The organism is Spirillospora sp. NPDC048911 (assembly GCF_043198015.1).
Lineage (GTDB): Bacteria > Actinomycetota > Actinomycetes > Streptosporangiales > Streptosporangiaceae > Spirillospora.
This window is the reverse complement of sequence record NZ_JBICUD010000009.1, coordinates 204784-228696: the sequence shown is the minus strand read 5'-3', so window position 1 is coordinate 228696 and position 23913 is coordinate 204784. Positions and strand designations below refer to the sequence as shown.

Here is a 23913-nt window from a genome sequence, read left to right as displayed (position 1 = left end):
ACGGAGTGCCGCCATGGCAGAGGTCGCGGGCGTCACCGTCGACACCGACCACTGGATCGGCGGTGAACGGGTCGGCTCGGGCACCGCGTTCACCGACGTCTCCCCCATCGACGAGCAGCCGATCGCCGAGATCGCGCGGGGCGGGGCCGCCGAGGCGGAGGCCGCCGTGACCGCCGCCGCCCGGGCGTTCCCCGGCTGGGCCCGCACGAGCCGGGAGGAACGGGCCCGGGTGCTGCACGCGATCGCCGACGGCGTCGACAAGCGCGTCGAGGAGCTGGCCCAGGTCGAGACGGCCGACAACGGAGCACTGATCCGATCTCACCGGCGCGGGGTCATGCCGCGTGTGGCGCACAACTTCCGTTTCTTCGCCGACTGGCTGCTGCGCCTAGGCCATGACGACTTCGAGACCCGCGGCCACCGCAACCACGTCAGCTGGGATCCCGCAGGCGTCTGCGCCCTGATCACTCCGTGGAACGCGCCGCTCATGCTGGCCACCTGGAAGGTCGCGCCCGCGCTGGCCGCCGGGAACACCGTCGTGCTCAAGCCCGCCGAATGGTCCCCGCTGACGGCCTCGCTGATGGCCGAGATCGCCGCCGAGGCCGGGTTGCGCGACGGCGTGCTCAACGTCGTCCAGGGGTTCGGCGCGGAGGCCGGCGCGGCGCTGGTCGCGCATCCGGACGTGCGGCGGATCAGCTTCACGGGCTCGGTGCCGACGGCGCGCGCCATCGCCGCGGCGGCGGCGCCGAACCTGACCCCGCTGTCGCTGGAGCTCGGCGGCAAGTCGCCGCTGCTGGTGTTCGCCGACGCCGACCTGGACCTCGCAGTCGACCTGGCCGTGGAGCAGTACGACAACGCCGGGCAGGTGTGCCTGGCCGCGACGCGGCTGCTGGTGGAGGCGTCCGTCGCCGGCGAGTTCACCGAGCGCTTCCTCGCCCGGACGGGACGCCTCGTCCAAGGCGATCCACGCGACACGAGCACCGACCTCGGCCCGCAGATTCATCGCCGGCATTTCGAGCGCGTCGACGGATTCGTGCGGCGCGCCGTCGAGGACGGAGCGCGGGCACTGATCGGCGGCGGTCCCAACACCGAGCTCGGCGGGCTCTACTACCGGCCCACGCTCTTCACGGGTGCCCGCGAGGGCAGCGAGATCCTCAACGAGGAGGTCTTCGGGCCCGTCCTGACCCTCCAGACCTTCGACACCGAGGAGCAGGCCGCCGCGATGGCCAACGGCACGCGGTTCGGCCTCGCCGCCACCCTCGCCACCGGCGACCCCGAGCGCGCCGCCCGTGTCTCCGGGCGGCTCGTCGCCGGAACGGTGTGGGTCAACTGCTTCTTCGTCCGCGACCTGCAGGCCCCGTTCGGAGGGTCCCGGCAGTCGGGCGTAGGGCGCGAGGGCGGCGACTGGAGCTTCGATTTCTACTGCGACGTGAAGAACACGGTGATGGCCCCATGGGAGAAGTAACCGGCGCCGGGCTCCTGGCGCACGTTCCCACGATCGTCCTCCCGGAGGTCACCCGCCGCGAGCTGAACCACGGCGAGGACTCCACCCTGGTCGACGGCTTGGAGCGGCTGCGCGCCGACGTCTTCGACCGGGTGGACGACTATGACACCGTCGTCGTCCTCGACTCGCACTGGGCCACCACGGTCGAGTTCGTGACCACCGCCCATGACCGCCGGGCCGGGCTGTACACCTCCGAGGAACTGCCGCGCGGCATGTGCCGGATGCCCTACGACTTCCCCGGCGACCCGGAGCTGGCCCGCGCCGTCGCGCGCCACGCCGACGAGCACGGGACGTGGATCACGCCGGTCGACGACCCCTACCTGCCGATCTACTACGCCACCGTCAACCTGTGGACGTACCTCGGGGTGCGCGGCAACCCCTACCTCGACCTGGAGGGCAAGCGCTGGATGTCGATCGGCGTGTGCCAGACCGCCGACACCGAGGACTTCCTGCGCCTCGGCCGCGCACTGGGGGACGCGATCGCGGCCACCGACCGGCGCGTCCTCCTCATCGCCTCGGGCGCGCTGTCGCACACGTTCTGGCCGCTGCGCCAGATCCGTGACCACGAGGCGGCCGATCCGTCGCACATCTTCACCCCCGAGGCCCGCGCCGCCGACGAGGAGCGCATCGGCTGGCTGACGCGCGGCGACCATGCCCGCGTTCTGGCCACGATGCCGGAGTTCCTGCGCTTCAAGCCGGAGGCGCGGTTCGGCCACTACCTGATGATGATCGGCGCTCTGGGCGAGGGCGCCTGCACGGCTCCCGGCCGCCTGTACAGCGCGTACGAGAACTCCGTCGGAACGGGCCAGGTGCACATCTGGTTCGACCGGCCCGACCACGGATGGACGGCGTGATGCCCGAGTACCGCAGGATCCTGCTGGACGGCGCGGACGTTCAGGTCGTCCGCGAGGGCGACGACCTGGTCGCCGCCGACGGCCGCCGGGTACGCGCCGAGGAGGCCGTGCACCTGCCGCCGTGCAGGCCGACCAAGGTGGTCGCGGTGCACCTCAACCACCGCAGCCGCGTGGAAGAGTTCCAGGCCCGGCTGCCCGCCGCGCCCACGTTCTTCCACAAGCCGGTCTCCGCCCTGAACGCCCACGGCGGCGCGGTCGTCCGGCCGGAGCGGTGCAAGTACCTCAACTACGAGGGCGAGATCGCGATCGTCATCGGCCGGACATGCCGCAACGTCTCCCCCGAGGAGGCCGGCGCGTACATCGCCGGATACACGGTGGCCAACGACTACGGGCTGCACGACTTCCGCGACACCGACGCCGGCTCGATGCTGCGGGTCAAGGGCTCGGACACGCTGTGCCCGCTGGGCCCCGGCCTGGTCACCGGCTGGGACTTCCGCGGGAAGTACCTGCGCACCTACGTCAACGGCGAGCTGGTGCAGGACGGGGGCACCGACGAGATGGAATGGGACATGCACTACCTCGTCGCCGACATCGCCCGCACCATCACCCTCTACCCGGGGGACGTCCTGCTGTCGGGCACCCCGGCCAACTCGCGCCCCGTGCAGCCGGGCGACGTGGTCGAAGTCGAGGCCGAGGGGCTCGGGCGGCTGCGCAACCACATCGTGGCCGGTCCCGTGCCGGTCCGCGACGACTGCGGCGCCCAGCCCACCGAGTCGGAAGAGGTCATCTCCACCGCGTTCGGCGGCGACTGGGAGTTCCGCGGCAAGCGCGCCCCGCAAAGGCAGGTGACCGCAAGGGGCGGGGCGTGACGGTCAGGCTCGCGCGCGGCGTCCGGAGCGCCGAGGGGGCAGGGGCGCCCCGTCCCGCAGGGAGGTGCGGCGCTCCTCCCCCTCGCTCTCCAGGTGCTCGACGATGGTCGCGAGCGACTGCGCCAGCGCCTTGTTCTGGCCCTGGTCCAGGCGCTCGACGACGAACGCCTCTTCGGCGTTGAACTCGGGGAAGAGCCGTTCCATCAGCTCGCGCCCCTTGCCGGTCAGCCGGAGGACGACCCGGCGGCCGTCGCTCTCGTGCGGACCGCGTTCCATCAGCCCGCGGCCCTCCAGCGTCTTGACCACCCCGGTGAGGGTGCCCTTGGAGATGCCGGCCTCCTCGGCGGCGTGCCGGGTCTCGATCTCGTCCCAGATCCACACCACCCACAGCACGACGAACGCCGTCCAGGTGAGATCCGCCGAGCGCAGCACCGAGCTCTCGAAGTGCTGGCGGATCGCGGCGGCGGCCCGGTAGATGTTGGAGACCGACATCATCGCGTCGGGGCGGAGGACGACGTCTCCGAGCCGCCGCTGGATGGCCTGCTCGGTCTCGCGCAGTGTGTGGTGGCCGGTCACTGATGTCCTCTCGACGACCGACGGGCTTCGGCTACGTCGAATCTACCCGCCCCACAGCCGCCTGCCTCCGTTCCAGACGACCCCGACCTGGCGGAAGTACGCCCCGATGACTTCGGCGACTTCGAGACGGGCCAGCTCCTCGGTCGGCGCCTCGAACAGCCTCAGCTCGGCGTCGCCCGCCCAGGCGGGACCGGCCTCGAAGCCGGCGCCGCCGGACTCGATCAGCTCGTCGAGCGCCGGGGGGCCGGCCGGCTCGATCGACGGCAGGAAGCGGTGGTGGGCCATCGGGTGGCCGTTGACGAACCCGTTGGTCTCGGACGGCTCGCGCAAGGTGACCACGGCCTCGGCCAGCCTCCGGTCCGCGGCGGCGAGGGTCGCGCCGAACCGTCCGCCCGCGCCGATGCGCGGGGCGGCCTGCCCGTACGGGTGGGGGCGCGTCTGGTGGATCGAGCCGAGCTTCTTCGGGTAGCCCTGGTAGATCCCTCGTGCGATGGCGAAGTCCTTGTCGACCCAGATGTAGACACAGCGGCTGTAGGTACGTCCCTGGAACGAGCAGCGCACCACGACGAAGCACTCCTTGTACTGGGCCCGCACGGGATCGAGGAGTTCTTCGGCGGTCTCCGAGCAGGACTGCCAGTCCGCCCAGATGATCGCGACCGCCCCGGGATCCTCGGGCGCGGGTTCGAGGGGGCCGGGAAGCAGCTCCGCGACCCGCGCCGGGTCGGTCCGGTACTCCACGGTGAGCAGATCACCGGAGTAGTGCCAGGGCGGACTGGGGATCAGCGACGAACGTCCCGTCGCCGTCTTGGGATACAGGAACCCTCGCACCGGCACCACGCCGCCTCCTCCGACCATTTCATTTGGACCCGTACGGTATGCGCGGGCGGCCGGTCTTGTCACCTGACGAGCGCGAATGTTCACCTAAGTCGAGCCGCACCCTTGTCAGGCTCCAGCGGCGCACATATTGTTTGATCCCAAACGAGTGACCCGCCCGCCCGAGGGGAGCCCCCGTGCCCGGACCGCACTCCCTGGACGTCCACGACGTCGTGGAACGGCTGACGGCCGACGGCATCGACGTGGTCCGGGTCTCCTTCCCCGACCTGATCGGCGTCGATCGCGGCCGGGACGTCCTCGTCGGCCGGCTGCCCGCGGTGATGGAGCACGGCCTGGCCTTCTGCCGCGCGGTCTACCACACCAGCCCCCAGGGTGACGTCGTCGATATCGCCGGCGGCCTCGACGCGGGCCTGCCCGACATCTGCGTCCGGCCCGATCTGTCCACGCTGGCCGCGATCCCGTGGGAGCCGGGCGTGGCGCAGTGCCTCGGCGACGCGTACGAACCGGGCGGCACCGAACCGTGCGCCGAAGGGCCCCGCGAGGTCCTGCGGCACGCCATCGGCCGGCTCTCCGAACTCGGCCTCGTCCCCGTCGCCGGGCCGGAGCTGGAGTACTACCTGTGCGAGCCCGACCCCGGCGCCCCGAACGGCTGGCGCCGCTACGGCGAGGGCCCCGGCAACGTCTACACCGTCGGCCGCAGAACCGACCCCGACGGCCACCTGCTGCGCACCCTGCGGCACCTGCGCGACCTCGGGCTCGGCGCGACCATGGCCAACCACGAGTTCTCCTGCGGCCAGTTCGAGATCAACCTCGACCACTCCGGCGCGCTCGACGCCGCCGACCGGGCGTTCCGGCTGAGGTCGGCCGTCAAGGAGCTCGCCCGCACCGAGGGACGGCTGGCGACGTTCATGGCCAAGCCGTTCAACGACGACGGCGGCTCGGGCTTCCACGTCCATCTGTCGTGCACGGACGAGAACGGCCGCAACGTCTTCGACGGGCCGGACGCCGGTCCGGACGGGCTGTCGGAGACCGCGCAGCAGGCGATCGCGGGCGTCCTCGCGCACGCGCCCGCGCTCGCCGCGATCTTCAACCCGTCGATCAACTCCTACAAGCGGTTCGGCCCCGACACCCTGGCGCCCTGGCTGATCGACTGGGGCCTGGACAACCGCAGCGCGATGATCCGCGTCCCGCCGGAGCGCGGCGGCGCCACCCGGCTGGAACTGCGGCTCGGCGACGCCGGAGCCAACCCCTACCTCGGCATCGCCGCCCTGCTGGCCGCCGCCTACCTGGGCATCCGCGGCAAGCTCACCGCGCCGCCGCCGTTGGAGGGCTACGGCTACGACGTCAGCAAGGCCGCCCGGCTCCCAGGTGACCTGACGGCCGCGCTCGACGCCCTGGCCGATGACGAGGAACTGACCGGCGTGCTCGGTGAACGGTTCGTCGGCTCCTACCTGGCCTACAAGCGGGACGAGATCGCCCGATTCCAGCGGCACGTGACCGACTGGGAGTTCCGCGAGTACGCCCACCATCTGTAAGGAGACAGCCTTGGCAGCCGACACCCTTCCGGTGGACCTCGCCGACGTCGACAACTTCCTGGACGACCGGACGCCGTGGCGGATGTTCGAGGAGCTGCGCCGTAACGAGCCGGTGCACTGGAATCCCGAGAGCGACGGCGGCGGGGGCTTCTGGTCGCTCACCCGGCACGCCGACATCATCGCCGCCGACCGGGACACGGCGACCTTCACCTCCACCCGGTTCGTCAACCTGGAGGAGGTGGACGAACGCCAGGCGGCCATCCGCCGGTCCATGCTGGAGACCGACGGCCCCCGGCATCTGGCGCTGCGGCGGCTGCTCCACCGCGAGTTCACGCCCCGGGCGGTCGCGGGCTACGCCACGTTCCTGCGCGGGCTGACCGCCCGCACGCTGGACGCCGCGCTCGCCAAGGGCACCTTCGACTTCGTGAAGGAGGTCGCGGCGGACTTCCCGATCAACGTGCTGGCCCGGATGCTCGACGTCCCGGACGACGACACCGTGCGGCTCATCGACTGGGGCAACCGGATCATCGCCAACACCGATCCCGAGTACGCCGACGTCCTGCTGCACAGCGAGGAGAGCGAGCGGTACCGCGACCTGCCCTTCCGCAGCCCCGCCTCACTGGAGGTGTTCGAGTACGGCCGGGAGCTGGCGGCGCGGCGGCGCGGCGGGACCGGCACCGACCTGATCAGCAAGCTGGTCAACCAGGCCCCCCGCGACGGCGAACCCCTCTCCGACCGCGACTTCGACAACTACTTCCTGCTCCTCGTGGTCGCCGGCAACGAGACCACCAGGCACGCCATCACGCACTCCATGCGGGCGCTCATCGAGCACCCCGCCGCGGCCGAGCGCCTGCGCGGCGACCTCGACCTCATGCCGACCGCCGTGGAGGAGTTCCTGCGCTGGGCGTCGCCCGTCTACCACTTCCGCCGGACCGCCACCCGCGACGTCGAAATGCGCGGCAAGAAGATCAAAGAGGGCGACAAGGTCGTGCTGTGGTTCGCCTCCGGCAACCGCGACGAGGACGTCTTCGCCGACCCCGGCCGCTTCGACATCACTCGTTCGCCGAACGAGCACATCACCTTCGGCAAGGGCAGCCCCCACTTCTGCCTAGGCAGCGCCCTGGCCCGCCTGGAGATGCGCATCATGTTCGAGGAGCTCCTGCCGAGACTGGCCGACATCCGCCTGGCCGGAGACATCCGCCGAGTCCGCTCCAACTTCGTCAACGGCATCAAACAAATGCCGGTCACCGTCACCCTCAGCTGAGCAGGGCGTCGGTGCGTTCGATGACCTCCCGGCAGAACGCGCCGACGCCCTTCGGGTCGTCGATGAACTGCGAAGGCTTGATGCAGAACGTCGTGAATCCCTGAGCGACCTGTTCCGGGATGCTTTCCAGGGCGGGCGGGAGGGGGGCACAGGACCGGTCGTCCGGGAACTTCGGGCGGGTTCCTCCGATCATCTCCAGATCCGCCATGTCGCGGCCCGCGGCAGCGAAGGCCGTCTCCAGCCGGGCGAGCTCCTCCGGGGTTGGCCTGCCCAGCGGGTGGAAGCCGTGGCCGTACTGGACGAGGCGGTTCAGGAGTCTGTCGTGGAGTCGGCGGCCCCCGAACCACATCCGGGGGCCGTCGGGACGGTGGGCGCGCGGCTCGAAGTACACGTCCTCGAAGGCGTAGTGCTGTCCTTCGAACGAGGTTGGGGAGCCCTGCCAGAGTCGGCTCCAGATCTCCAGTTGCTCGTCGAGGATGCGGCCCCGGCGCTCGAAGGGCACGCCGAGGGCGGCGTACTCGTCCCTGCTCCAGCTCACGGTGGGCTGCACCACCAGGCGTCCCTCGGACAGCAGGTCGAGCGTGCCGAGGTCGCGCGCGAGCGCGAGCGGGTGCCGGAGCGGGGCGATCACCGCGGCCGCGGCGAGCCGCAGCCGCGAGGTGACCGCGGCGATCGACGCGAGCAGCACGAGCGACGACGGCCAGGGCGTGCGGGGGTCCTGGTTGCCGGGCAGCGCGTACTCGCGCGGGTTGCGCATGACGCCCTCGGCACCGGCGTCCGGGCCGAGGACGATGTGCTCGCTGACCATGGCGGCGTCGAAGCCCGCGTCCTCGGCCTCCCGTGCCCAGCGGACCAGGGCCGGCAGATCGCGGCCGCCGGTCATCGTCCAGTTCTCGCTCAGCACGAGCACGAAGCGCGGAGCCGTCATTTCTCATCTCCTCAGCGGCTGTCAGGTCACCAGATCGGCCATGGCCTGCGAGTTCTCCCTCTTGCGCCGCACGGCGCCGACGGCCATCCCGATCGCGAGGACGAGGAACGGCAGCATCGCCAGGAACCATCCCAGCGGCGACAGGCTCCACGACTCCTTGGCGGGGTCGGCGCCCTTGGCGGCGGTCCCGGCCATCAGGCCGAAGCGTGACATGAGCAGGTACATCCCGAGCGCCAGGCCGACGATGGCGACGGCGGGCGCGACCAGCGTGCTCCACACGCGCTCGCTCCGGTCCTCCCTGCGGAAGTACACGATCACGGCGGCGGAGACGAGGATCTCGACCAGCACGATGCCGAGGACCGCCACGGCGCTGAACCAGGTGAACAGGTGCACCACCGGATCGCGGCCGGTGACCCGGAACAGGACGATGACGACCAGGGACACGACCGCGACCGCGGCGGTGCCGAGCACCGGCGCGCCGCGTCCGTTGACCCGGCCGAGGGCGGCGGGCAGTACCCCTGCTCTCGCCATCGAGAAGACGTAGCGTGCCGCGCTGTTCTGGAACGCGAGCAGTCCCGCGAAGAGGCTGGAGAGCACGAGCCAGCTCATCAGCGTCGCCAGCCAGCCGCCGACGTACTCCTTGGCGACGGCGAAGAGGACCGCTGCGGGGTCGGCGAGCGGCGTCCCGTCCACGGTCGAGATCTCGGCGACGCGGTCGGCGACCGTGTCGCTGCCGAGACCGCTGACCACCGCCCACGAGGTGAACGCGAACAGCAGCGCGATCAGCGAGACGGCGATGTACGTCGCGCGCGGGACGCTGCGCTTGGGATCCCTGGTCTCCTCGCCGTAGATGGCGGTCGCCTCGAAGCCGATGTAGGAGGCGAAGGCGAAGGCCAGCGCGATGCCCGCCGAGCCGGTGAACCCGCCGGCGAAGATGTTGCCGGGCGAGAACGAGGACGCCGGCGACATGCCGTCCGGCCCGCCGCCGTCGAGCAGGACCGCCACGGCCACGAGCGCCAGGGACAGCACTTCGAGCACCATCAGCAGGCCCAGCACCTTGGCCCCGATGTCGACGCTCAGCGCGGACAGGGCCAGCACCAGCGCCCAGGCGATCAGGGCCCACGCCCACCAGGCCAGATCGATGCCGAGCTCGGTGTCCATCTGCCGTGCCATGACGGCCCCGAAGAACCCGAAGACCGCGAGCTGGATCACCATGTAGGCGAACAGGGAGACGAACGCCGACCCCACGCCCGGGGCCACGCCGAGCCCCCGGCCGACGTAGGCGAAGAACGCCCCGGTGTTCGTCACCCGATGGCTCATCGCCGAGTAGCCGACGCTGAAGATCAGCAGGACGAGGCCCACGGCGAGATAGGCGCCGGGCGCGCCGGCCCCGTCGCCGAGGACGATGGCGATGGGGACGGCGCCGGTCATGCCGACCAGGGGCGCGGCCGCGGCGACGACGAAGAAGACGATGCCCGTGACGCCGAGCCTGTTCCTCGCGAGACGGCCCGCGCCTCCGTCGGCCGGGTCGGCTTGGCGCAGGCCTGATCCGCCTTGGCCGGTCATGCCCTCGCGGCCTCTCGTCCGGCCAGCGCGCAGCAGCAGCCACCGCTCTGCAGGCACGCGGCTCCGCGGGCGTGGCGCCAGTTGGCGGCAGGTGCGACGGCACCGACGGTCGCCGCCGGCACGGCTTTGCCGTCGTAGACCACCCGGCCGCCGAGGATCGTCGCGGCGATGCGCATCTGGACCAGCGTCTCGGGATCCGCGCCCAGCACGTCACCGTCGACGATGCACACGTCACCGGCCATGCCTGGCTCCAGCGTGCCCTTCCAGCGTTCGGCACGGTCCTGCCAGGCGCTCGTCCTGGTGTAGGTCACCAGCGCCTCCTTGACGGTGATGCGTTCGGCCTCTCCCGCGACGCCGCCGTACAGGCCCTTGCGCAGCACCGCCGACTGCACGCCTTGCAGCCAGCTCGGCGTGGTCACCGGGGCGTCCGAGGCGCTGGTCACCCGAACGCCCAGGTCGAGGGCGGTGCGGTAGGGCCACTGGTAGTCGGTGCGCTCGGGGCCGAGGTTGGCGTCGAGCGTCCGGCCCAGCACGTACTTGATCGTCGCGTTCATGTTGACGCCGATGTCGTGGCGGGCCATCGTGCGCAGCGTGCCGGGCGGCGTCAGGTCGCCGTGGATGACGTAGTGGCGCGGATCGCGGTGGCGCCGGTCGCCGCGCATGGCGGCGAGGTAGCCCGCCACGACGGCGTCGATCCCGGCGTCCCCGGTGGCGTGCGTCCCCACCTGCATTCCGGCGCCGTGAACGAGCGCGATCATGGCGTGCAGGTTCGCGACCGCCTCCTCGATCGTGTCGCCATGGATGACCGGTTTGCCGTTGGTGCCGTCCACATAGGGCTTGTGGAGCCAGGCCGTCTGCGCCGCGGTCGGCACGCCGTCGATGATGAGCTTGACCCCGGCGGCCCGCAGCATCCGCGGGTCGACGCCGCGCAACGGTTCGTAGGCGGCGAGCGTGGCGCGCACCTGGTCCGGGGACCTGCCGCCGGTGAGCAGCGCGGTGATGCGCAGCGGCAGCGTGCCCGCGCGGGCCTTGCGCCCGTACAGCGCCAACTGCGTCAGGGGGATCCCGGGATCGGTGATGCTGGTGATGCCCTGGGCGTGGAGCATCGTGATCGCCTTGTCGATGGCGTTCTCCAGCTCGGCCTCGGTGAACGGAGGCACGACGGGGTTGACCAGGTCCTGGGCGCTCTCGCGCAGGACGCCGGTGGGCTCGCCGCCGGCGTCCTTCTCGATCACCCCGCCGGGCGGCGCGGGGGTGTCGCGGGTGATGCCCGCCAGCCGCAGGACCTTGGAGTTCACCGCCATCATGTGCCCGGAGAAGTCCCTGAGGACGACCGGATGGTCCCCGGAGACAGGGTCGAGATCGGTCCGGCGCGGCGGGTGCGGCAGCCGGTTCTCGTTCCAGCCCTGCCCGCGGATCCAGGAGCCGGGAGCCCCGGCCGCCGCCACGGCCGCGGCCACCGCGTCGGCCAGCTCCTTGATCGTGGCGACGTCCACCTCGATGGTGTACGGCGGGAAGTCGAGCCCGTAGCCGCCCAGATGTACGTGCGAGTCGTTGACGCCGGGGAGCACGGTGCCGCCCCGGGCGTCGATCGACTCCGTGCTCCGCCCGGCCAGGCGGCGGACGTCCCGCTCGCGCCCGACCGCGATCACGACGCCGGCGCGGATGGCCACCGCCTCGGCGCGGCGCAGGCGCCTGTCCATGATCTGGACGCGCCCGTTGTAGACGATCAGGTCCGCGGCGCCGCGGCCACGGCCTCCGGCGGACGCGGGACCCGCGGACAGGACCGGTGCGGCCGCCGCGCCCGCGGCCACCCCGGCCGCCTGGCCGAGGAACCGTCGGCGATTGATTCCAGCGTTCATCGTGAATTCCCTTCGGCAGGGGAAACAGAGCGTCAGGACGTCGCTGAGGGTGGTGAACGCCGGGCGTGCCCTAAAGAATGTTCGGGCTCAAACGATCTGTCAAGGGGTCGGCGGTGCGGCTTGCGGCCGGCGTCAGTTCTTGCGGGCCACGCCCGCCACCAGCCAGCCGGAGGGCGGCGGGTAGGCGCGGTTGGGGCGCCAGTCCGGGGCGTCGACCATGCCCGGCTCGACGAGGTCGAGGCCGTCGAAGAAGGTGCGGATCCGCGCACGCGGGCGCATGACCATCGGCTCGCGCGCACTCTGGAACATCTCGACGAACTGGGCGACGTGCACCGGATCCTGGCCCTCCCCCGTCAGATGGGAAAGCGCCAGGTAGCTGCCGGGAACGACAGCGTCCCTGAACCGGGCCACGGCCTCGGCCGGCTCGTCCTCGTCGGCTATCAGGTGCAGCAGGCCGACCATGAGCACTCCGAGCGGACGCTGGAGGTCGACGAGGGGGGCCGCACGGAGCCTGTCCAAAATCTCGTCCGGACGCCGCGCGTCCGCCTTGATCACCGTCGCCGTCGACGAGCTCGACAGCAGCGCCCGGTAGTGGTTGACCACGACGTGATCGTGGTCGACGTACACGACGCGGGCGGCGGGGTCGGCTTCGTGGGCGAGGTCGTGGACGTTCGTGCGGGTGGGCAGGCCGCAGCCGATGTCGACGAACTGCCTGATCCCCGCGTCCAGCAGGAAGCGCACGGCGCGGCGCAGGAACCGCCGGTTCTCCACGGCCGGACGGCGCTCGGGGTCGTCGCCCCAGGGGCCCTCCTGGAGCCCCTCGGCCACCCCGCGGTCGGGCCCGTAGTGGTCCTTGCCCCCGATGATGTAGTCGTAGATGCGGGCGTCGGCTGGAGTCGTCGGGTCGAACGTCTCATCAAACGAACTCATCCGGCATATCCCCCGCGCAGCGTGAAACCATCCCAATTTTCACACACGCACAACCAGAATCGGCCTCTTTTCTGGAAAGATCGGCTGCCGGATTCGCGCAGACCAGAGCCTGGAACGACGGAGAACATTCGTACTGGACAGTACGTATAATTGACAGGAATTCCGTCGGCGCTGCCATTACCCGGCCCGTGACGCAATGGGTATGGGCGCGCCGGAGTCAGCGGTGCTTGAAAGTCAGGTGCCCGTCTTGCGCGAGCACGGCCAGGTCGTTCATCACCGAGAAGATGCCGCGGCCAAGAACGAAGGCGATGTCGCGGACAGTGCGGCGCCCGTTGACCTTGGCCAGCACCTCGGCGCGGGACGCGTTGACGGGCGCGTCCGCGGGCTCACCGGCCGGCTGCGGCCGGGTCTGCATCTCAAGCCCGAGCGGGCGCCATTCCACCGCCGTGGCGAGCCGGCGGCTGGTCTCGCGCAGCAGCCGGTCGACCTCGATGCCGGGATCGGAGGGCAGCAGCGGTGCCAGGTCGTCCTCCCCTGCGGGCCGGGCCGTGCAGGTCTGTATCCCGCACAGCGCCATGGCGAAGACCGCGTCCATGACCGCCACCTGTGTCAGCACCTCCAGGCCCGCGGCGCCGACGAGGTCCCGCTCGACCAGCTCGGCGGGCATCCGGCCCGCCGGGGCGGCCGCGGCGAACGCCTCGGTCCACTCGTCCTCGGAGATCCGTCCCGACCGCAGCAGGATCGACTCCGGCCCCGGCGACGCGGGCGTGGCGGCGGCGATGACGAGCCCGTCCCGCATCGTCACCGTTCCGTCCTGTCCCCCGTCGATGCGCAGCGTCCCGGAGAAGCGCTCGTGGGCCCGGCGGCTGAGGGCCGAGCTGAGGACCCCCACCGGCTCGGGCAGGACCTGCCCGGAGGGGTCGGCTGGGATGGATGACGCGGTCACGGTGTCGGTCCCCCATGAGTGTCGGTGGTGTCGCATGACGCTGAGCGCATTTTGCCAGGCCCGCCCCCGGCGGAGGCTCGGATGGCCGCAGTCGGAGGCGCCACCCGGGGCCGCCGGGCGCCACATTCGTTTCGATGAGTGAATTGGATCACTTCACCTGACTTGTCCCGGTATATTGCCGAAGATCACCCGGAACGCGCGGTGGCCAGGGGTGGGCGCCGACGCATCCGTCACCAGTCCGGGGCTGATCGGACTCGGCTGGCCGGGCTCAGACTAAGGGGACACGAGTGAACATCGAATCCGCGCTCAAGGAAGCCATGGCCACCGACGGTGCCATCGGCGCGGCCCTCGTCGACTACGAGAGCGGCATGTCGCTCGGCTCGCTCGGGGGCGGCCAGGCCCTCGACCTGGAGGTCGCCTCGGCGGGCAACACCGAGGTCATCAGGGCCAAGGTCCGCACGCTGGAGGCGCTGCGGATCAACGACTCCATCGAGGACATCCTCATCACGCTGGACAAGCAGTACCACCTGATCCGGCTGCTCGAGCGCGGCGGCAGCCGGCTGTTCCTGTACCTCGCGCTCGACCGCTCCCGCGCCAACCTCGCCCTCGCGCGCCACAACCTCCGCAACATCGACAACTCCCTGAGCCTGTAGGACGCCTGGGACACCCCGGCCTCGCGGACGCGAGCGCCGCGCCATCTCACTCCGGCCACCTCCTGCTCCCGCCGCGGCGGCGGGAGGCGGGCCGTTTCACGCCGTTGACCACACGGGGGCCCGACACGATGCCCAGTACAGGGGCGAGCACCGAGACCGTGCTCGCAGAGCTTCACACGTTGCGCGACAAGGTGACCGGGCTGACCGACAGCGCCGTCGCCTCCGTCGACGGAATCCTGATCGCCTCCGACACCGACGAGGTGCGTCCGGACGTCCTCGCCGCGCTCGCCGCCGCCGCGCTGGGCCTGGGCAAGAGCACCGGCAAGGAGGTCGGCATGGGGGAACTGCGCGAGGTGGTCACCCGATGCCAGAGCGGCCACATCGTCGTCTACGCGATCGGCGACTCCGGGCTGCTGGTCATCCTGGGGGACGAGGGCCTCGACATCACGCGCCTCCACCTGGAGTCGCGCCCCGCCGTGGTCCGCCTGAGAGAAGCCCTGCGCGCCTGACGCCTCCCGGAGGTCCCCGGCCACTTCTTCTACACAACGTAGAAAAAGTGGGGTTCCCGTCGAACGAACGAGCCGGCGAGATCCGTACCCGTGTGTAGATCGACACCCGGGGACTGGGAGGCACGCAGTGATTCGCTGTCGGCTGCGAGGAACGGTGAAGGCGCCGGCGGTCGGGCTCGGAGCCATCACGGTGGCGTCGCTCATGACGGGCTGCTCCGGCGACGAGCCCCGTCCGGCGTCCGCACGCTCAAGCACGTCCGCCGGGCCGGTGATGAGCATCGAACAGCTGGGCGCCGCCATGGGATGCACGCCCCAACTGCGCGGCAGGCCCGCCGACTACCGCCAGGCCGTGTGCGTGACGCCCACGGGCAAGTACATGCTCAACACGTTCGACACCGCCAAGGGCCAGCAGGACTGGCTGCGGCACTCCCAGATGTACGGCGGCGCCTACCTGGTCGGCACCCGCTGGATCGTCGTCTCCACTCCGGAACTGCTCCAGCCCCTCCGCAGCCGCCTGGGCGGCCACGTGCAGACCGCCGGCCCCTCCCCCAACTGAGCGGGTCAGCGGACGATCGCGCCCACCGCCCGCCACAGCTGCTCCTCCAGGTCGAAGCCTTCCGGCGAGAGCGTCCAGTGCATGACGAGCCCGCCGACCATCGCCGCGAGCGCGAGCGCGGTCGAGTCGATCGACACCGCGTCGCCCTCGCCCTTCGCCTGCCGCAGCAGCGCTCGCAGCTGACCGGCGAAGCGTTCGTGGTGGCGGGCGAAGCATTCCTTGATCTCGGGGATGTGCGGGGCCAGCGACAGCAGTTCCAGCGACAACGTCGCCAGTGGAGGAGTTTTGACCAGGTCCTGCGCGAAGCCGCGGGCCAGCCGTTCGAGGCGCTCCATGGGGGGCGCCTCGCTCTCCATCAGCGCCCGCGCCGCCTGCTCCTGGCCTTCGAGCATCTGGTGGACGAGCGCGACGGCCAGCTCTTCCTTGCTCTTGAAGTACCAGTAGAGCGCGCCCTTACTGGAGCCTGCCTCGGCCACGACGTCGTCCATGCGCGCGCCGTGGTAACCCTTGCGCGCGAACACCGTGGCGGCGGCTTGCAGGAACTGTGCCCGCCGCGCCGCTCACCAAGCAGATGGGCTTCGCCCTGGCCGCCGCCGTCCTCATCGACGCGACCCTGATCCGCGTGATCGTGGTCCCGGCCCTCATGCGCCTGGCAGGCCCAGCCAACTGGTGGCTGCCGGCATGGCTCGACCGCGCACTCCCCGCCGTCCGCCTGACCGAGGCATCTCCCCCGGCCGGCGGATCATCGGGCCTCCAGCAAACTACTAAGGGAGATAGTACTAAGCTGTATAGTTAACCGATCTCGGCGGCAGGCCGACGTTCTCCGGAAGGGCGAGAGGTTCATGCGAGGGGCATCCGCGCGCGAGCGCATCGGGATGGTCTTCCTCAGGCTCGCCCTGGTCTGTTGCGTGATGGCCATGCACGGCCTCCAGGCGTCCAGCAGTCCCGCCGACGCGTCAGGTCTGCCCGGTGTCGGAGTCGAGCATTCGATCGTCGGCCACGGGGAGGCGCAGAGCGGCGGTGCCCATGAACCTGGGCGTCACTCGGGCGGCGAGATCTGCCTGGCGCTGCTGACGCTTGTCTCCTTCGGCGCTCTCCTCCTGGCCGTCTGGCGAACATGGCGGCCCGCGATCCTCGTTCCCTGGAGCAACGTGCGCCCGTGTCCTCTGGACGCGGGCCGTTCGCCCCCTCCACTGGCCTTCAGATCGGCCGTGTTGCGGCTGTGACGGTGACCTCGTCCCCGTCATCTCTCAACACGGAAGGTCTCACCATGAAGCGCACGATCCCGCTCATCATCGCTCCCGTCCTCGCCTTCGCGCTCACCGCCTGCGGGGACGACAAGAAGGAGGCGGGCGGCGGCTCGACGCCGGGCCACTCGGCGTCCACCGCCGGGCAGCAGCCGGGGCAGCACAACCAGCAGGACGTCATGTTCGCCCAGATGATGATCCCGCATCACCAGCAGGCGCTGGAGATGGCCGAGCCGGCCAAGACCAGGGCCGCCATGCCGGAGGTCAAGAAGCTGGCCGCCGGCATCGAGAAGGCCCAGGATCCGGAGATCAAGCAGATGACCGAGTGGCTCACCGGCTGGGGCGCCCCCGCGCCGTCGCCGGGGATGAGCATGGACCACGGCGGGATGAACCACGGCGGGGCGGACGGGATGATGTCCACCAAGGAGATGGAGAGGCTCGGCAAGCTGTCGGGCATGGCCTACGACAAGGCGTTCCTGAACATGATGATCAAGCATCACCAGGGAGCGGTGGCCATGGCCAGGACCGAGCAGGCCTCGGGACGGTTCCCGGCCGCCAAGACCATGGCGGGCTCCATCATCAGCTCGCAGACCGCCGAGATCGCCACGATGCGGCAGTTGCTGAAGAAGATGTGACACATGGAGGCCCGGCGTCGTGATCGGCGCCGGGCCTCCGCGTCCCCGTCAGGCGGCGAGGGCCGTGTCCTCTTGAGTGAGGTGGGAGGTTGATTCGGCCAAGGGGGCGGGGGTCGCCGTCGTCTTGGCCGGCCACAGGGCCCAGGCCGCCGCCGCGGCGACGAAGGCGATCGCGGTGAGGGCTCCGGCGGCCGCGGTCATGCCCGCCTCAGCGGCCAGCCACCCGGCGAGCGGGTAGGTGAGCAGCCAGGCCGCGTGGGAGAGGGAGAACTGGGCGGCGAACGCGGCGGGCAGGTCGGCCGAGCGCACCGAACGGCGGATGAGGCTGCCCGTCGGAGTGAGGACGGCGGACGAGGCCGCGCCCAGCACCGCCCACGCGATCAGCAGTGACGCCCAGGTCATGGCGCCCAGAGCGAGCCCGAGAGTGAGAGCGGCGAGGACCGCCAGGAGGACGAGGGCGCCGAACAGCATCACGGTGCGGTCGCTGATCCTCTCCAGCACGCGGGGCAGCAGCAGGGCCACGGCCATCGACCCGGCCCCGAACGCGCCGAACGCCAGCGAGACGTCCCCCGCGGCCCGGTCCAGGTGATCGCGGACGAGGACGACGGTGTTGACGATGACCATGGCACCGGCGGCGGCGATCACCATGTTCAGCGCAAGGAGGCTCCGCAGTTGCGGTGTGGTCCCGAAGAGCCGCGTTCCGTAGGTCGCCTTGGCGAAAGCGCCGCCGCTGCGCTGTCCGGGTGCGGGCTTGGGCAGGACGACAGAGACGACGAGGGCCGCCGACGCGAGGAAGCCGAGCACGGTGCCGAAGAACAGCCAGTTGTAGGTGATGAGGGCGAGCAATCCGGCCGCGAGGACGGGGCTGAACAGGCTCTCCAGGTCGTAGGCCAGCCGCGACAGCGACAGCGCCCGGGTGTAGTCCCGCTCGGCCGGGAGCACCTCGGGGATGGTCGCCTGGAACGTCGGAGTGAACGCCGCGGAGGCCGACTGCAGCAGGAAGATCAGAACGTAGACCTGCCACACCTCGGTCACGAACGGCAGGGCCAGGGCTACACCGCCGCGGATGAGGTCGGTCGCCACCAGCAGGGTCCGGCGCGGGAGCCGGTCGGCGTAGGCGCCGATCACCGGGGCGATGCCGACGTAGGCGATCATCTTGATGGCCAGCGCGGTGCCGAGCACCGCGGAGGCACCGGCCCCCGCCATGTCGTAGGCGAGCAGGCTCAGCGCCACGGTGGCCAGCCCGGTGCCCACCAGGGCGATGGCCTGCGCGGCGAACAGGTGCCGGTAGGTCCGGTCGCGTAGCACGAGGAACATGACTCCGCCTCTCGTCGAAACTCCTGTGCATATGTGCGCAGTTGCGCACATGACAACCATGGAAGCGTCGAGAGGTATTCCCGTGCTGAGGAATCGTGTGGTTCAGGAGTGCCAGGGCTCGCCGGTCATCCGGTGATCGGCGTGGTTCAGGGCCTCCATCACCAGGCCCCGCAGGTGGCCATCGCGCAGCGAATACACGACGCGCCGCCCTTCCCGGCGGGACTGGACCAGGTGCGCGAGGCGGAGCTTGGCCAGATGCTGGCTGACGGCGGGCCGGGCCGCGCCGCTGGCCGTGGTCAGCTCGGTCACGTCGGCCTCCCCCTCGGCCAGCAGCCACAGCAGATGCAGCCGCGTCGGGTCGGACAGCAGGGCGAACACCGAACTCGCCGCCTCCAGCTGATCCCGGCCCGGGGTCCACTCGTGCCGGTGGACGACGGGAGGCGAGGGGCGGTCGCGCTCTGACATGCGGCCATCGTAGTGCGGGCGCCGCCGGTGCGATCAAACGCCGAGGGCGGTGTCCCCGTTGAGGTAGCGCCCGGGCGAGGTGCCGACGGTCCGGCGGAACGCGGCGAGGAAGGCGCTCGGGGTCGCGTACCCGACGGCGCGCGCGGCGTGCGACACCGACCGGCCTTCGGCGAGGAGCGGCAGGGCCGCCCGCAGCCGCATGTGGGTGCGCCACCGGTCGAAGCTCATGCCCGTGTCACTGACGAACAGCCGGGTCAGCGTACGCCGGCTCACTCCGATCGCCCGTGCGTGGGCTTCAAGGCCGCGCGGGTCGGCGGGGTCGGCGAGCAGGGCGTCCGCCACGGCGCGGACACGTTCGTCCACGGGCACCGGAACCTCGATCGGCAGGGCCGGCAACGGATGCAGCAGATCCAGCACCACCGCCTCCGCCCGCAGCCGCGCGTCGTCGGCGAGGTCGTCGCGGGCGAGGTGGGCGATCAGATGGGCCAGCAGCCCGCCGACGCCGACCGCGGTGGGCTCCGCCCAGTCGAGGGCGCATCGCTCCGGATCGAAGTAGAGCCCGCACAGCACCGCGTCGCGCGTCGCGCCGGTCCGGTGCACGACTCCCGCCGGCAGCCACAGGGCTCGGGCGGGCGGCAGAACCCAGTACGAGTCATCGACGGCGACGCCGAGCACACCGCTCCGCGTCCACGCCAGCTGGTGGTGCGTATGGCTGTGCGGGGCGATCCAGTCGCCGGACGCCAGCGGGAAGTGCCCCACGACGATGACGCCCACCCCTGCCGGGACGGCGGTGTCGACGACCTCGATCATGTCCGCCAGGATATGTCCTCAACGCGATATGAGCTGGCCCCATCGCGGATTGTGGCCAAACCGACCGCTGCATAGCGTCGTCCGGGTGATGATCGATTCCATCTCCGACCGCCGCGGAGCGGCGCTGGTCGTGTTGTGCTTCGTGCAGTTCATGCTGGTCCTGGACGACACCGTGGTGAGCGTCGCCCTCCCCAGCCTCCGCGACGACCTGGGCTTCGGCGGTCCGAGGCTGGCCTGGGTCGTCAACGCCTACTTCCTGGCCTTCGGCGGGCTGCTGTTGCTGGTCGGCCGCATGGCCGACCTGCTGGGCAGACGCCGGGTCTTCATGACCGGGGTGGCGCTGTTCGGGGCGGCGAGCCTGGCCTGCGGGCTCGCCCAGCAGCCCTGGCAACTCGTCGCCGGGCGCTTCGTCCAGGGCGCGGGGGCGGCCATGGCCAGCCCCGCCGCGCTGGCGCTGATCACGCTGTTGTTCCCCGAAGCCCGGGAACGCGCCAGAGCGCTGGGTGTCTGGGGCGGCATCGCGGCTCTGGGCGGCACGGCGGGCCTGGTGATCTCCGGGGCGCTCACCGACCTCACGTCGTGGCGCTGGATCTTCCTGATCAACCTGCCCGTGGCCGCGGCCGCCCTCGTCCTCATGCCCCGTCTGGTCACCGAGAGCCGGGCCGGCCGCCGGGCGCGCCTGGACGTGCCCGGCGCCGTCCTGGGCACCGCCGCCGTGGTGTCCCTGGTCTACGGCCTGCTCCAGGCCGGCGAATCAGGCTGGACGGACACGGCCGTCCTCGCCCCGCTGCTTCTCTCCGCCGTCTTGGCCGCTGGATTCGCCGTGGCGCAGTCTCGGGCGGCCGAGCCTCTGGTGCCGATGTCGTTCCTGTCCGATCGAACGCGCGCCGTCGCCAACGCCGCGACCCTGCTGTTCTCCGCGGCCTTCTACGCGATGGCCTTCCTGCTGATGGTCCACCTGCAGACGGTGCTCGGATACGGTCCGCTCCAGGCCGGTGTCGCCTACCTGCCCTTCGGCGCCGGAATCCTCACCGGCATGTGGCTCGCGACACGGACGATGACGCGGATGGGCCCGCGCTGGGCCCTCACCCTGTCCTTTCTGATCAGCTCGGCCGGGCTGCTCCTGCTGTCCGGCGTGGCGCCGGGCGATCCGTACCCGGCGGGCGTGCTGCCGGGCCTGCTCGTCACGAGCCTGGGATGCGGGCTGAGCCTGCCGGTCCTGACGGCGGCCGCGGTCACGGGCACCACCGGGGAGAACGCCGGTCTCGGGTCGGCCCTGTTCACCTCCGTCCAGCAGCTCGGCGGCGCGGTGGGGGTCGCGGTGCTGGTCACCGTCGCCGAACGTCGCAGCGACGCCCTGCCCGGTTCCGGTCGTCCGGCGGGGGAAGGCTTCTCGTTCGCGCTCACCATCGCCGCCGGCCTCCTGGTCGTCGGCGGCCTCGTCATGGCCACGCTGCTCAGGGCACATCGCCCGGAGTCAGAATCCCCTGCCGATGCCCGGACTCCGGCGCGGCACCGATGAGGCGGGGTCAGGCTATGCGGACGCCGCCTGCGAAGGGGCGGCCGGAGATGGTACTGATCTTGACGACATCGCCGGTCTGCGGGGCGTGGACCATCTTGCCGCCGCCGATGTACATGCCCATGTGGTGCAGGTCGCTGTAGAAGAAGACGAGGTCGCCCGGCTGGAGCTGGCTCTGGGAGACGCGGGTGCCCGCGTTGAACTGGCTCCCGGTGTAGTGCGGCAGGCCGACCCCCACCTGGGCGTACGCGTACAGGGTCAGCCCCGAGCAGTCGAAGCCCTTGATGTCGCGTCCCTGCGCGGTGCCGTAGGTCGGCCCGGACGCGCTGCCGCCGCCCCACGAGTAGGGGACGCCGAGCTGGTTCAGCGCCGCGCGGACAGCCCCCATTGCCTTGGCCGACGCCTTGCCGGGGGCGACGTCCGGAGCCGAGCCCCGCTTGGACGGCGAGGAGGACGAGATCTTGCCGAGCGCCTTCTGGACCTTCTTGAGCCGGGTCTGCAACTCGCGCCGCTTGCGTTCGGCCTCGGCGGTGAGGTCCCGCACCTCCTTGGCGCGGGCGTCCGCCGACCTGCGGGCGCGTTCGGACGACTGGACGGCCTGCAGGAGGGCCCCGACCTGGGTGCCGTGCTGCTGGGCGAAGAAGTTCAGGGTTGCGGAGCGGTCCAGGACCGCCTGCGGGTCGCCCGAGGAGACCATCGCCGCCGCCGGGTCGACGTCGCCGTTCTTGTAGGCGTCCGCGGCCACCTGCGCGACCTGGGCCCGGACCTTCGCCAGGGCGTCGCTCTGGCGCCGGGCGTTCTCCTTGGCCACCGTGGCGGCGCGCTGCGCCTGCTTCAGCCGCACGCGCAGCCCGTTGTACTGCTCGCTGAGCTGCTCGGCCTGGTCGGCGAGCTTCTTCTCCTGCGCGGTCAGCTCCCGGCGGGAGGGCTCGGGCGCGGCCACGGCCGGATTCACCGGCAGGAACGCCAGCGTCACGGTGATGGTGGCCGTCCCGGCCGCCGCCGCGGTGAGGCGGGTGAACGCCTGGCCCGGGCCAGTGGCGCCTCGTCGCAGCATCTACGCACCTTTCGGATCGGAGTCCTCGGCCCGGCGCGGCACCCGCGCGCAGGCTCCTACAGGGCATAGGAGCCCTGACTCCGACAGAGCGTAGGAGGTTAAGGGCGGCATCGCCACCCAAGTCGGGAAATTGCCCCATACGCCGCAGCCGGGTCAGCAGACTACGGCGAGCGAGGAGAGCGCGGCGGCGGCGGTGACGACCGGCACGACGGCCGTGACCGCGGCCACCGTCCAGGCGAGGACCCGCCGGGTGTGGTGCGCCGGACCGGCGGGGACGGCGGTCTCGAGCCGGGTGAGCCGGAGCGACAGCGGGCCGTCTCCGGGACCGGCCGCGGCGAGCGCTCCGGCGAGCCCCGGCGTGGCCGCGACCTGGCGCAGCGCGCCGGCGAGCGTCCGCCTCCCCCACCTGCGCGCCGCCGCGTCGTCGGCGGACATCTCCAGGAGCGTCGGCAGGACCGCCTTGGCGCGGCGAACGGTGGGCAGCCACGACAGCAGCGTGTGGGTCAGATCGAGGAACAGCAGCAGCGCGTGATGGCGTTGCCGGAGGTGGGCGCGCTCGTGCGCCAGGACGGCCTGGAGCTGGAGATCGGTGAGCCGGGCCTGGGCGCCGGTGCTGAGCACGATCGGCCGCCAGCGGGACGGCAGGCAGTACGCGACCGGCAGCGGGTGGTCGAGCAGGAGGACGTCGGCGTTCCGGTGGTCTTCCCGCGCGACGAGATGCAGCATCGAGCGGTGATCACGTCGCTGGCGGAGGGAACGCCACAGCCGCGGGAGCCCCTGGGCCAGCCGCGCGCCGCACGCGCCCAGGATCGCGAGGCTGGCCAGCCCGCCCAGGACGAAGGCCACGGGCGAATGGTGGGGCAGGCAGTCCTGCAGCCACTCCAGGACGCCGTGCCCCGGCGTGGGGGGCGCGAACAGCGCGATCGTGATCAGGGCGGTGGTCGCCGCGACCGTGCCCAGCAGCAGCCCCGCCCAGCAGGCGACTTGGGCACCGGGATGATCGGCGAACGGGCGGAACCGGGCCAGGGCCGGCCCGGCCGGGTAGCCCAGCAGGACGGTGGCGGCGACCAGGCCGATCAGGAGCGCGGGCATGGAGTCACGTTACCTAGTGCCCGCCGGTGCGCCGGCGCAGCGCTTCCAGCAGCTCACGGGCGTCCTCGGGGGCGACGCTCTCGGCGAACCGCGTGAGGATCGCGCCATGGTCGGCGCTCTCGGTCAGCGCCCCCAGCATCAGCTCGACGGCGTAGTCCTCGCGGGCGCGTTTCGGGGCGTACCGGAAGGCCTGGCCGTCGGGGCTGCGCACGACCATCCCCTTGGCGACGAGTCGTTCGGCCACCGTCTGCACGGTGTTGTAGGCCAGCGGTTTGGATGCTCCCTCGTTCAGCGCCTCCAGGAGCCGGCGAACCCGCAGCGGCCCGGACGCCGACCACAGCACGTCCATCACAGCGCGCTCGAGCGAGCCGCTCAATCCAGCCACAGC

Annotated in this window: 25 protein-coding genes; 11 read left to right on the top strand and 14 right to left on the bottom strand. The window is 71.4% G+C overall.

Annotated features, from left to right (window positions below):
- Positions 1-13 precede the first annotated feature (13 nt).
- The 3 genes from ACGFNU_RS35915 to ACGFNU_RS35905 are packed head-to-tail and all read left to right on the top strand — an operon-like array spanning position 14 to position 3224.
- Positions 14-1462 carry an aldehyde dehydrogenase gene (locus ACGFNU_RS35915; protein ID WP_392601023.1) on the top strand — a complete coding sequence of 483 codons (1449 nt, stop codon included), beginning with the start codon at positions 14-16 and terminating at the stop codon, positions 1460-1462.
- On the top strand, positions 1450-2355 hold the full coding sequence (locus ACGFNU_RS35910) for a catechol 1,2-dioxygenase (RefSeq protein WP_392601022.1): 906 nt from the start codon (positions 1450-1452) through the stop codon (positions 2353-2355). The genes ACGFNU_RS35915 and ACGFNU_RS35910 overlap by 13 nt, the downstream gene beginning before the upstream one ends.
- The gene (locus ACGFNU_RS35905; RefSeq protein ID WP_392601021.1) at positions 2355-3224 is read left to right on the top strand and encodes a fumarylacetoacetate hydrolase family protein; all 870 of its coding nucleotides are present in this window, start codon (positions 2355-2357) and stop codon (positions 3222-3224) included. The genes ACGFNU_RS35910 and ACGFNU_RS35905 overlap by 1 nt, the downstream gene beginning before the upstream one ends.
- Before the next feature lie 3 nt (positions 3225-3227).
- Here the strand turns inward: ACGFNU_RS35905 and ACGFNU_RS35900 are convergent, their stop codons facing one another.
- Entirely contained in the window at positions 3228-3800 is a 573-nt protein-coding gene (locus ACGFNU_RS35900; RefSeq protein WP_392601020.1) for a MarR family winged helix-turn-helix transcriptional regulator, read from the bottom strand.
- A 42-nt stretch (positions 3801-3842) separates the two neighbouring features.
- Positions 3843-4637, bottom strand: coding sequence for an acetoacetate decarboxylase family protein (locus tag ACGFNU_RS35895; RefSeq protein WP_392601019.1), 795 nt, complete (start codon positions 4635-4637; stop codon positions 3843-3845).
- Between the two features lie 173 nt (positions 4638-4810).
- On the opposite strand from ACGFNU_RS35895, the gene ACGFNU_RS35890 reads away from it, so the two are divergent.
- Both ACGFNU_RS35890 and ACGFNU_RS35885 read left to right on the top strand, forming a co-directional pair.
- Positions 4811-6169 carry a glutamine synthetase family protein gene (locus ACGFNU_RS35890; protein WP_392601018.1) on the top strand — a complete coding sequence of 453 codons (1359 nt, stop codon included), beginning with the start codon at positions 4811-4813 and terminating at the stop codon, positions 6167-6169.
- Between the two features lie 10 nt (positions 6170-6179).
- Positions 6180-7433 (top strand): cytochrome P450, encoded by a 1254-nt coding sequence (locus ACGFNU_RS35885; protein WP_392601017.1) that lies wholly within the window; start codon positions 6180-6182, stop codon positions 7431-7433.
- On the opposite strand, the gene ACGFNU_RS35880 is transcribed toward ACGFNU_RS35885, so the two are convergent.
- The 5 genes from ACGFNU_RS35880 to ACGFNU_RS35860 all read right to left on the bottom strand — a co-directional run bounded on the left by ACGFNU_RS35880 (position 7426) and on the right by ACGFNU_RS35860 (position 13665).
- Positions 7426-8361 (bottom strand): TIGR03619 family F420-dependent LLM class oxidoreductase, encoded by a 936-nt coding sequence (locus ACGFNU_RS35880; protein ID WP_392601016.1) that lies wholly within the window; start codon positions 8359-8361, stop codon positions 7426-7428. The genes ACGFNU_RS35885 and ACGFNU_RS35880 overlap by 8 nt on opposite strands.
- A 21-nt stretch (positions 8362-8382) precedes the next feature.
- Positions 8383-9984 (bottom strand): APC family permease, encoded by a 1602-nt coding sequence (locus ACGFNU_RS35875; protein ID WP_392601015.1) that lies wholly within the window; start codon positions 9982-9984, stop codon positions 8383-8385.
- Positions 9924-11789, bottom strand: a complete 1866-nt coding sequence (locus ACGFNU_RS35870; protein ID WP_392601014.1) for an amidohydrolase — start codon at positions 11787-11789, stop codon at positions 9924-9926. Before ACGFNU_RS35870 ends, ACGFNU_RS35875 begins: the two co-directional genes overlap by 61 nt.
- Before the next feature lie 132 nt (positions 11790-11921).
- On the bottom strand, positions 11922-12719 hold the full coding sequence (locus ACGFNU_RS35865) for an SAM-dependent methyltransferase (RefSeq protein WP_392601013.1): 798 nt from the start codon (positions 12717-12719) through the stop codon (positions 11922-11924).
- A gap of 217 nt (positions 12720-12936) precedes the next feature.
- Positions 12937-13665, bottom strand: coding sequence for a hypothetical protein (locus ACGFNU_RS35860; protein ID WP_392601012.1), 729 nt, complete (start codon positions 13663-13665; stop codon positions 12937-12939).
- A 317-nt stretch (positions 13666-13982) separates the two neighbouring features.
- On the opposite strand from ACGFNU_RS35860, the gene ACGFNU_RS35855 reads away from it, so the two are divergent.
- The 3 genes from ACGFNU_RS35855 to ACGFNU_RS35845 all read left to right on the top strand — a co-directional run bounded on the left by ACGFNU_RS35855 (position 13983) and on the right by ACGFNU_RS35845 (position 15383).
- Positions 13983-14318, top strand: a complete 336-nt coding sequence (locus ACGFNU_RS35855; protein WP_392601205.1) for a hypothetical protein — start codon at positions 13983-13985, stop codon at positions 14316-14318.
- A gap of 128 nt (positions 14319-14446) precedes the next feature.
- Entirely contained in the window at positions 14447-14827 is a 381-nt protein-coding gene (locus ACGFNU_RS35850; RefSeq protein ID WP_392601011.1) for a roadblock/LC7 domain-containing protein, read from the top strand.
- Positions 14828-14981: 154 nt separating this feature from the next.
- Positions 14982-15383 carry a hypothetical protein gene (locus tag ACGFNU_RS35845; protein WP_392601010.1) on the top strand — a complete coding sequence of 134 codons (402 nt, stop codon included), beginning with the start codon at positions 14982-14984 and terminating at the stop codon, positions 15381-15383.
- Positions 15384-15388: 5 nt separating this feature from the next.
- Here the strand turns inward: ACGFNU_RS35845 and ACGFNU_RS35840 are convergent, their stop codons facing one another.
- The gene (locus tag ACGFNU_RS35840; protein ID WP_392601204.1) at positions 15389-15922 is read right to left on the bottom strand and encodes a TetR/AcrR family transcriptional regulator; all 534 of its coding nucleotides are present in this window, start codon (positions 15920-15922) and stop codon (positions 15389-15391) included.
- Between the two features lie 303 nt (positions 15923-16225).
- On the opposite strand from ACGFNU_RS35840, the gene ACGFNU_RS35835 reads away from it, so the two are divergent.
- Both ACGFNU_RS35835 and ACGFNU_RS35830 read left to right on the top strand, forming a co-directional pair.
- On the top strand, positions 16226-16609 hold the full coding sequence (locus tag ACGFNU_RS35835) for a hypothetical protein (protein ID WP_392601009.1): 384 nt from the start codon (positions 16226-16228) through the stop codon (positions 16607-16609).
- A 44-nt stretch (positions 16610-16653) separates the two neighbouring features.
- Positions 16654-17265 carry a DUF305 domain-containing protein gene (locus tag ACGFNU_RS35830; RefSeq protein WP_392601008.1) on the top strand — a complete coding sequence of 204 codons (612 nt, stop codon included), beginning with the start codon at positions 16654-16656 and terminating at the stop codon, positions 17263-17265.
- Positions 17266-17313: 48 nt separating this feature from the next.
- Here ACGFNU_RS35830 and ACGFNU_RS35825 read toward each other — a convergent pair whose 3' ends face one another.
- The 3 genes from ACGFNU_RS35825 to ACGFNU_RS35815 all read right to left on the bottom strand — a co-directional run bounded on the left by ACGFNU_RS35825 (position 17314) and on the right by ACGFNU_RS35815 (position 19857).
- The gene (locus ACGFNU_RS35825; RefSeq protein ID WP_392601007.1) at positions 17314-18582 is read right to left on the bottom strand and encodes an MFS transporter; all 1269 of its coding nucleotides are present in this window, start codon (positions 18580-18582) and stop codon (positions 17314-17316) included.
- Between the two features lie 102 nt (positions 18583-18684).
- The gene (locus ACGFNU_RS35820) at positions 18685-19047 is read right to left on the bottom strand and encodes an ArsR/SmtB family transcription factor (RefSeq protein ID WP_392601006.1); all 363 of its coding nucleotides are present in this window, start codon (positions 19045-19047) and stop codon (positions 18685-18687) included.
- Between the two features lie 33 nt (positions 19048-19080).
- Positions 19081-19857 carry an AraC family transcriptional regulator gene (locus ACGFNU_RS35815; RefSeq protein WP_392601005.1) on the bottom strand — a complete coding sequence of 259 codons (777 nt, stop codon included), beginning with the start codon at positions 19855-19857 and terminating at the stop codon, positions 19081-19083.
- Between the two features lie 88 nt (positions 19858-19945).
- Here ACGFNU_RS35815 and ACGFNU_RS35810 point away from each other — a divergent pair, with 88 nt between their 5' ends.
- Positions 19946-21379, top strand: coding sequence for a DHA2 family efflux MFS transporter permease subunit (locus ACGFNU_RS35810; protein WP_392601004.1), 1434 nt, complete (start codon positions 19946-19948; stop codon positions 21377-21379).
- Between the two features lie 7 nt (positions 21380-21386).
- On the opposite strand, the gene ACGFNU_RS35805 is transcribed toward ACGFNU_RS35810, so the two are convergent.
- The 3 genes from ACGFNU_RS35805 to ACGFNU_RS35795 all read right to left on the bottom strand — a co-directional run bounded on the left by ACGFNU_RS35805 (position 21387) and on the right by ACGFNU_RS35795 (position 23910).
- Complete coding sequence (locus ACGFNU_RS35805; RefSeq protein WP_392601003.1) at positions 21387-22433, bottom strand: NlpC/P60 family protein; 1047 nt, start codon at positions 22431-22433, stop codon at positions 21387-21389.
- A 153-nt stretch (positions 22434-22586) separates the two neighbouring features.
- Positions 22587-23525, bottom strand: coding sequence for a M56 family metallopeptidase (locus ACGFNU_RS35800; protein ID WP_392601002.1), 939 nt, complete (start codon positions 23523-23525; stop codon positions 22587-22589).
- Between the two features lie 13 nt (positions 23526-23538).
- Positions 23539-23910 carry a BlaI/MecI/CopY family transcriptional regulator gene (locus ACGFNU_RS35795; protein ID WP_392601001.1) on the bottom strand — a complete coding sequence of 124 codons (372 nt, stop codon included), beginning with the start codon at positions 23908-23910 and terminating at the stop codon, positions 23539-23541.
- Positions 23911-23913: the final 3 nt, after the last annotated feature.

Excerpts from the sequence above, each read along its gene's own strand:
- ACGFNU_RS35915 (WP_392601023.1), top strand. The coding sequence starts at position 14 with ATGGCAGAGGTCGCGGGCGTCACCGTCGACACCGACCACTGGATCGGC.
- ACGFNU_RS35910 (WP_392601022.1), top strand. The coding sequence starts at position 1,450 with ATGGGAGAAGTAACCGGCGCCGGGCTCCTGGCGCACGTTCCCACGATC.
- ACGFNU_RS35905 (WP_392601021.1), top strand. The coding sequence starts at position 2,355 with ATGCCCGAGTACCGCAGGATCCTGCTGGACGGCGCGGACGTTCAGGTC.
- ACGFNU_RS35880 (WP_392601016.1), bottom strand. The coding sequence starts at position 8,361 with ATGACGGCTCCGCGCTTCGTGCTCGTGCTGAGCGAGAACTGGACGATG.
- ACGFNU_RS35870 (WP_392601014.1), bottom strand. The coding sequence starts at position 11,789 with ATGAACGCTGGAATCAATCGCCGACGGTTCCTCGGCCAGGCGGCCGGG.
- ACGFNU_RS35865 (WP_392601013.1), bottom strand. The coding sequence starts at position 12,719 with ATGAGTTCGTTTGATGAGACGTTCGACCCGACGACTCCAGCCGACGCC.
- ACGFNU_RS35855 (WP_392601205.1), top strand. The coding sequence starts at position 13,983 with ATGGCCACCGACGGTGCCATCGGCGCGGCCCTCGTCGACTACGAGAGC.
- ACGFNU_RS35850 (WP_392601011.1), top strand. The coding sequence starts at position 14,447 with ATGCCCAGTACAGGGGCGAGCACCGAGACCGTGCTCGCAGAGCTTCAC.
- ACGFNU_RS35835 (WP_392601009.1), top strand. The coding sequence starts at position 16,226 with ATGCGAGGGGCATCCGCGCGCGAGCGCATCGGGATGGTCTTCCTCAGG.
- ACGFNU_RS35830 (WP_392601008.1), top strand. The coding sequence starts at position 16,654 with ATGAAGCGCACGATCCCGCTCATCATCGCTCCCGTCCTCGCCTTCGCG.
- ACGFNU_RS35825 (WP_392601007.1), bottom strand. The coding sequence starts at position 18,582 with ATGTTCCTCGTGCTACGCGACCGGACCTACCGGCACCTGTTCGCCGCG.
- ACGFNU_RS35820 (WP_392601006.1), bottom strand. The coding sequence starts at position 19,047 with ATGTCAGAGCGCGACCGCCCCTCGCCTCCCGTCGTCCACCGGCACGAG.
- ACGFNU_RS35815 (WP_392601005.1), bottom strand. The coding sequence starts at position 19,857 with ATGATCGAGGTCGTCGACACCGCCGTCCCGGCAGGGGTGGGCGTCATC.
- ACGFNU_RS35810 (WP_392601004.1), top strand. The coding sequence starts at position 19,946 with ATGATCGATTCCATCTCCGACCGCCGCGGAGCGGCGCTGGTCGTGTTG.
- ACGFNU_RS35805 (WP_392601003.1), bottom strand. The coding sequence starts at position 22,433 with ATGCTGCGACGAGGCGCCACTGGCCCGGGCCAGGCGTTCACCCGCCTC.
- ACGFNU_RS35800 (WP_392601002.1), bottom strand. The coding sequence starts at position 23,525 with ATGCCCGCGCTCCTGATCGGCCTGGTCGCCGCCACCGTCCTGCTGGGC.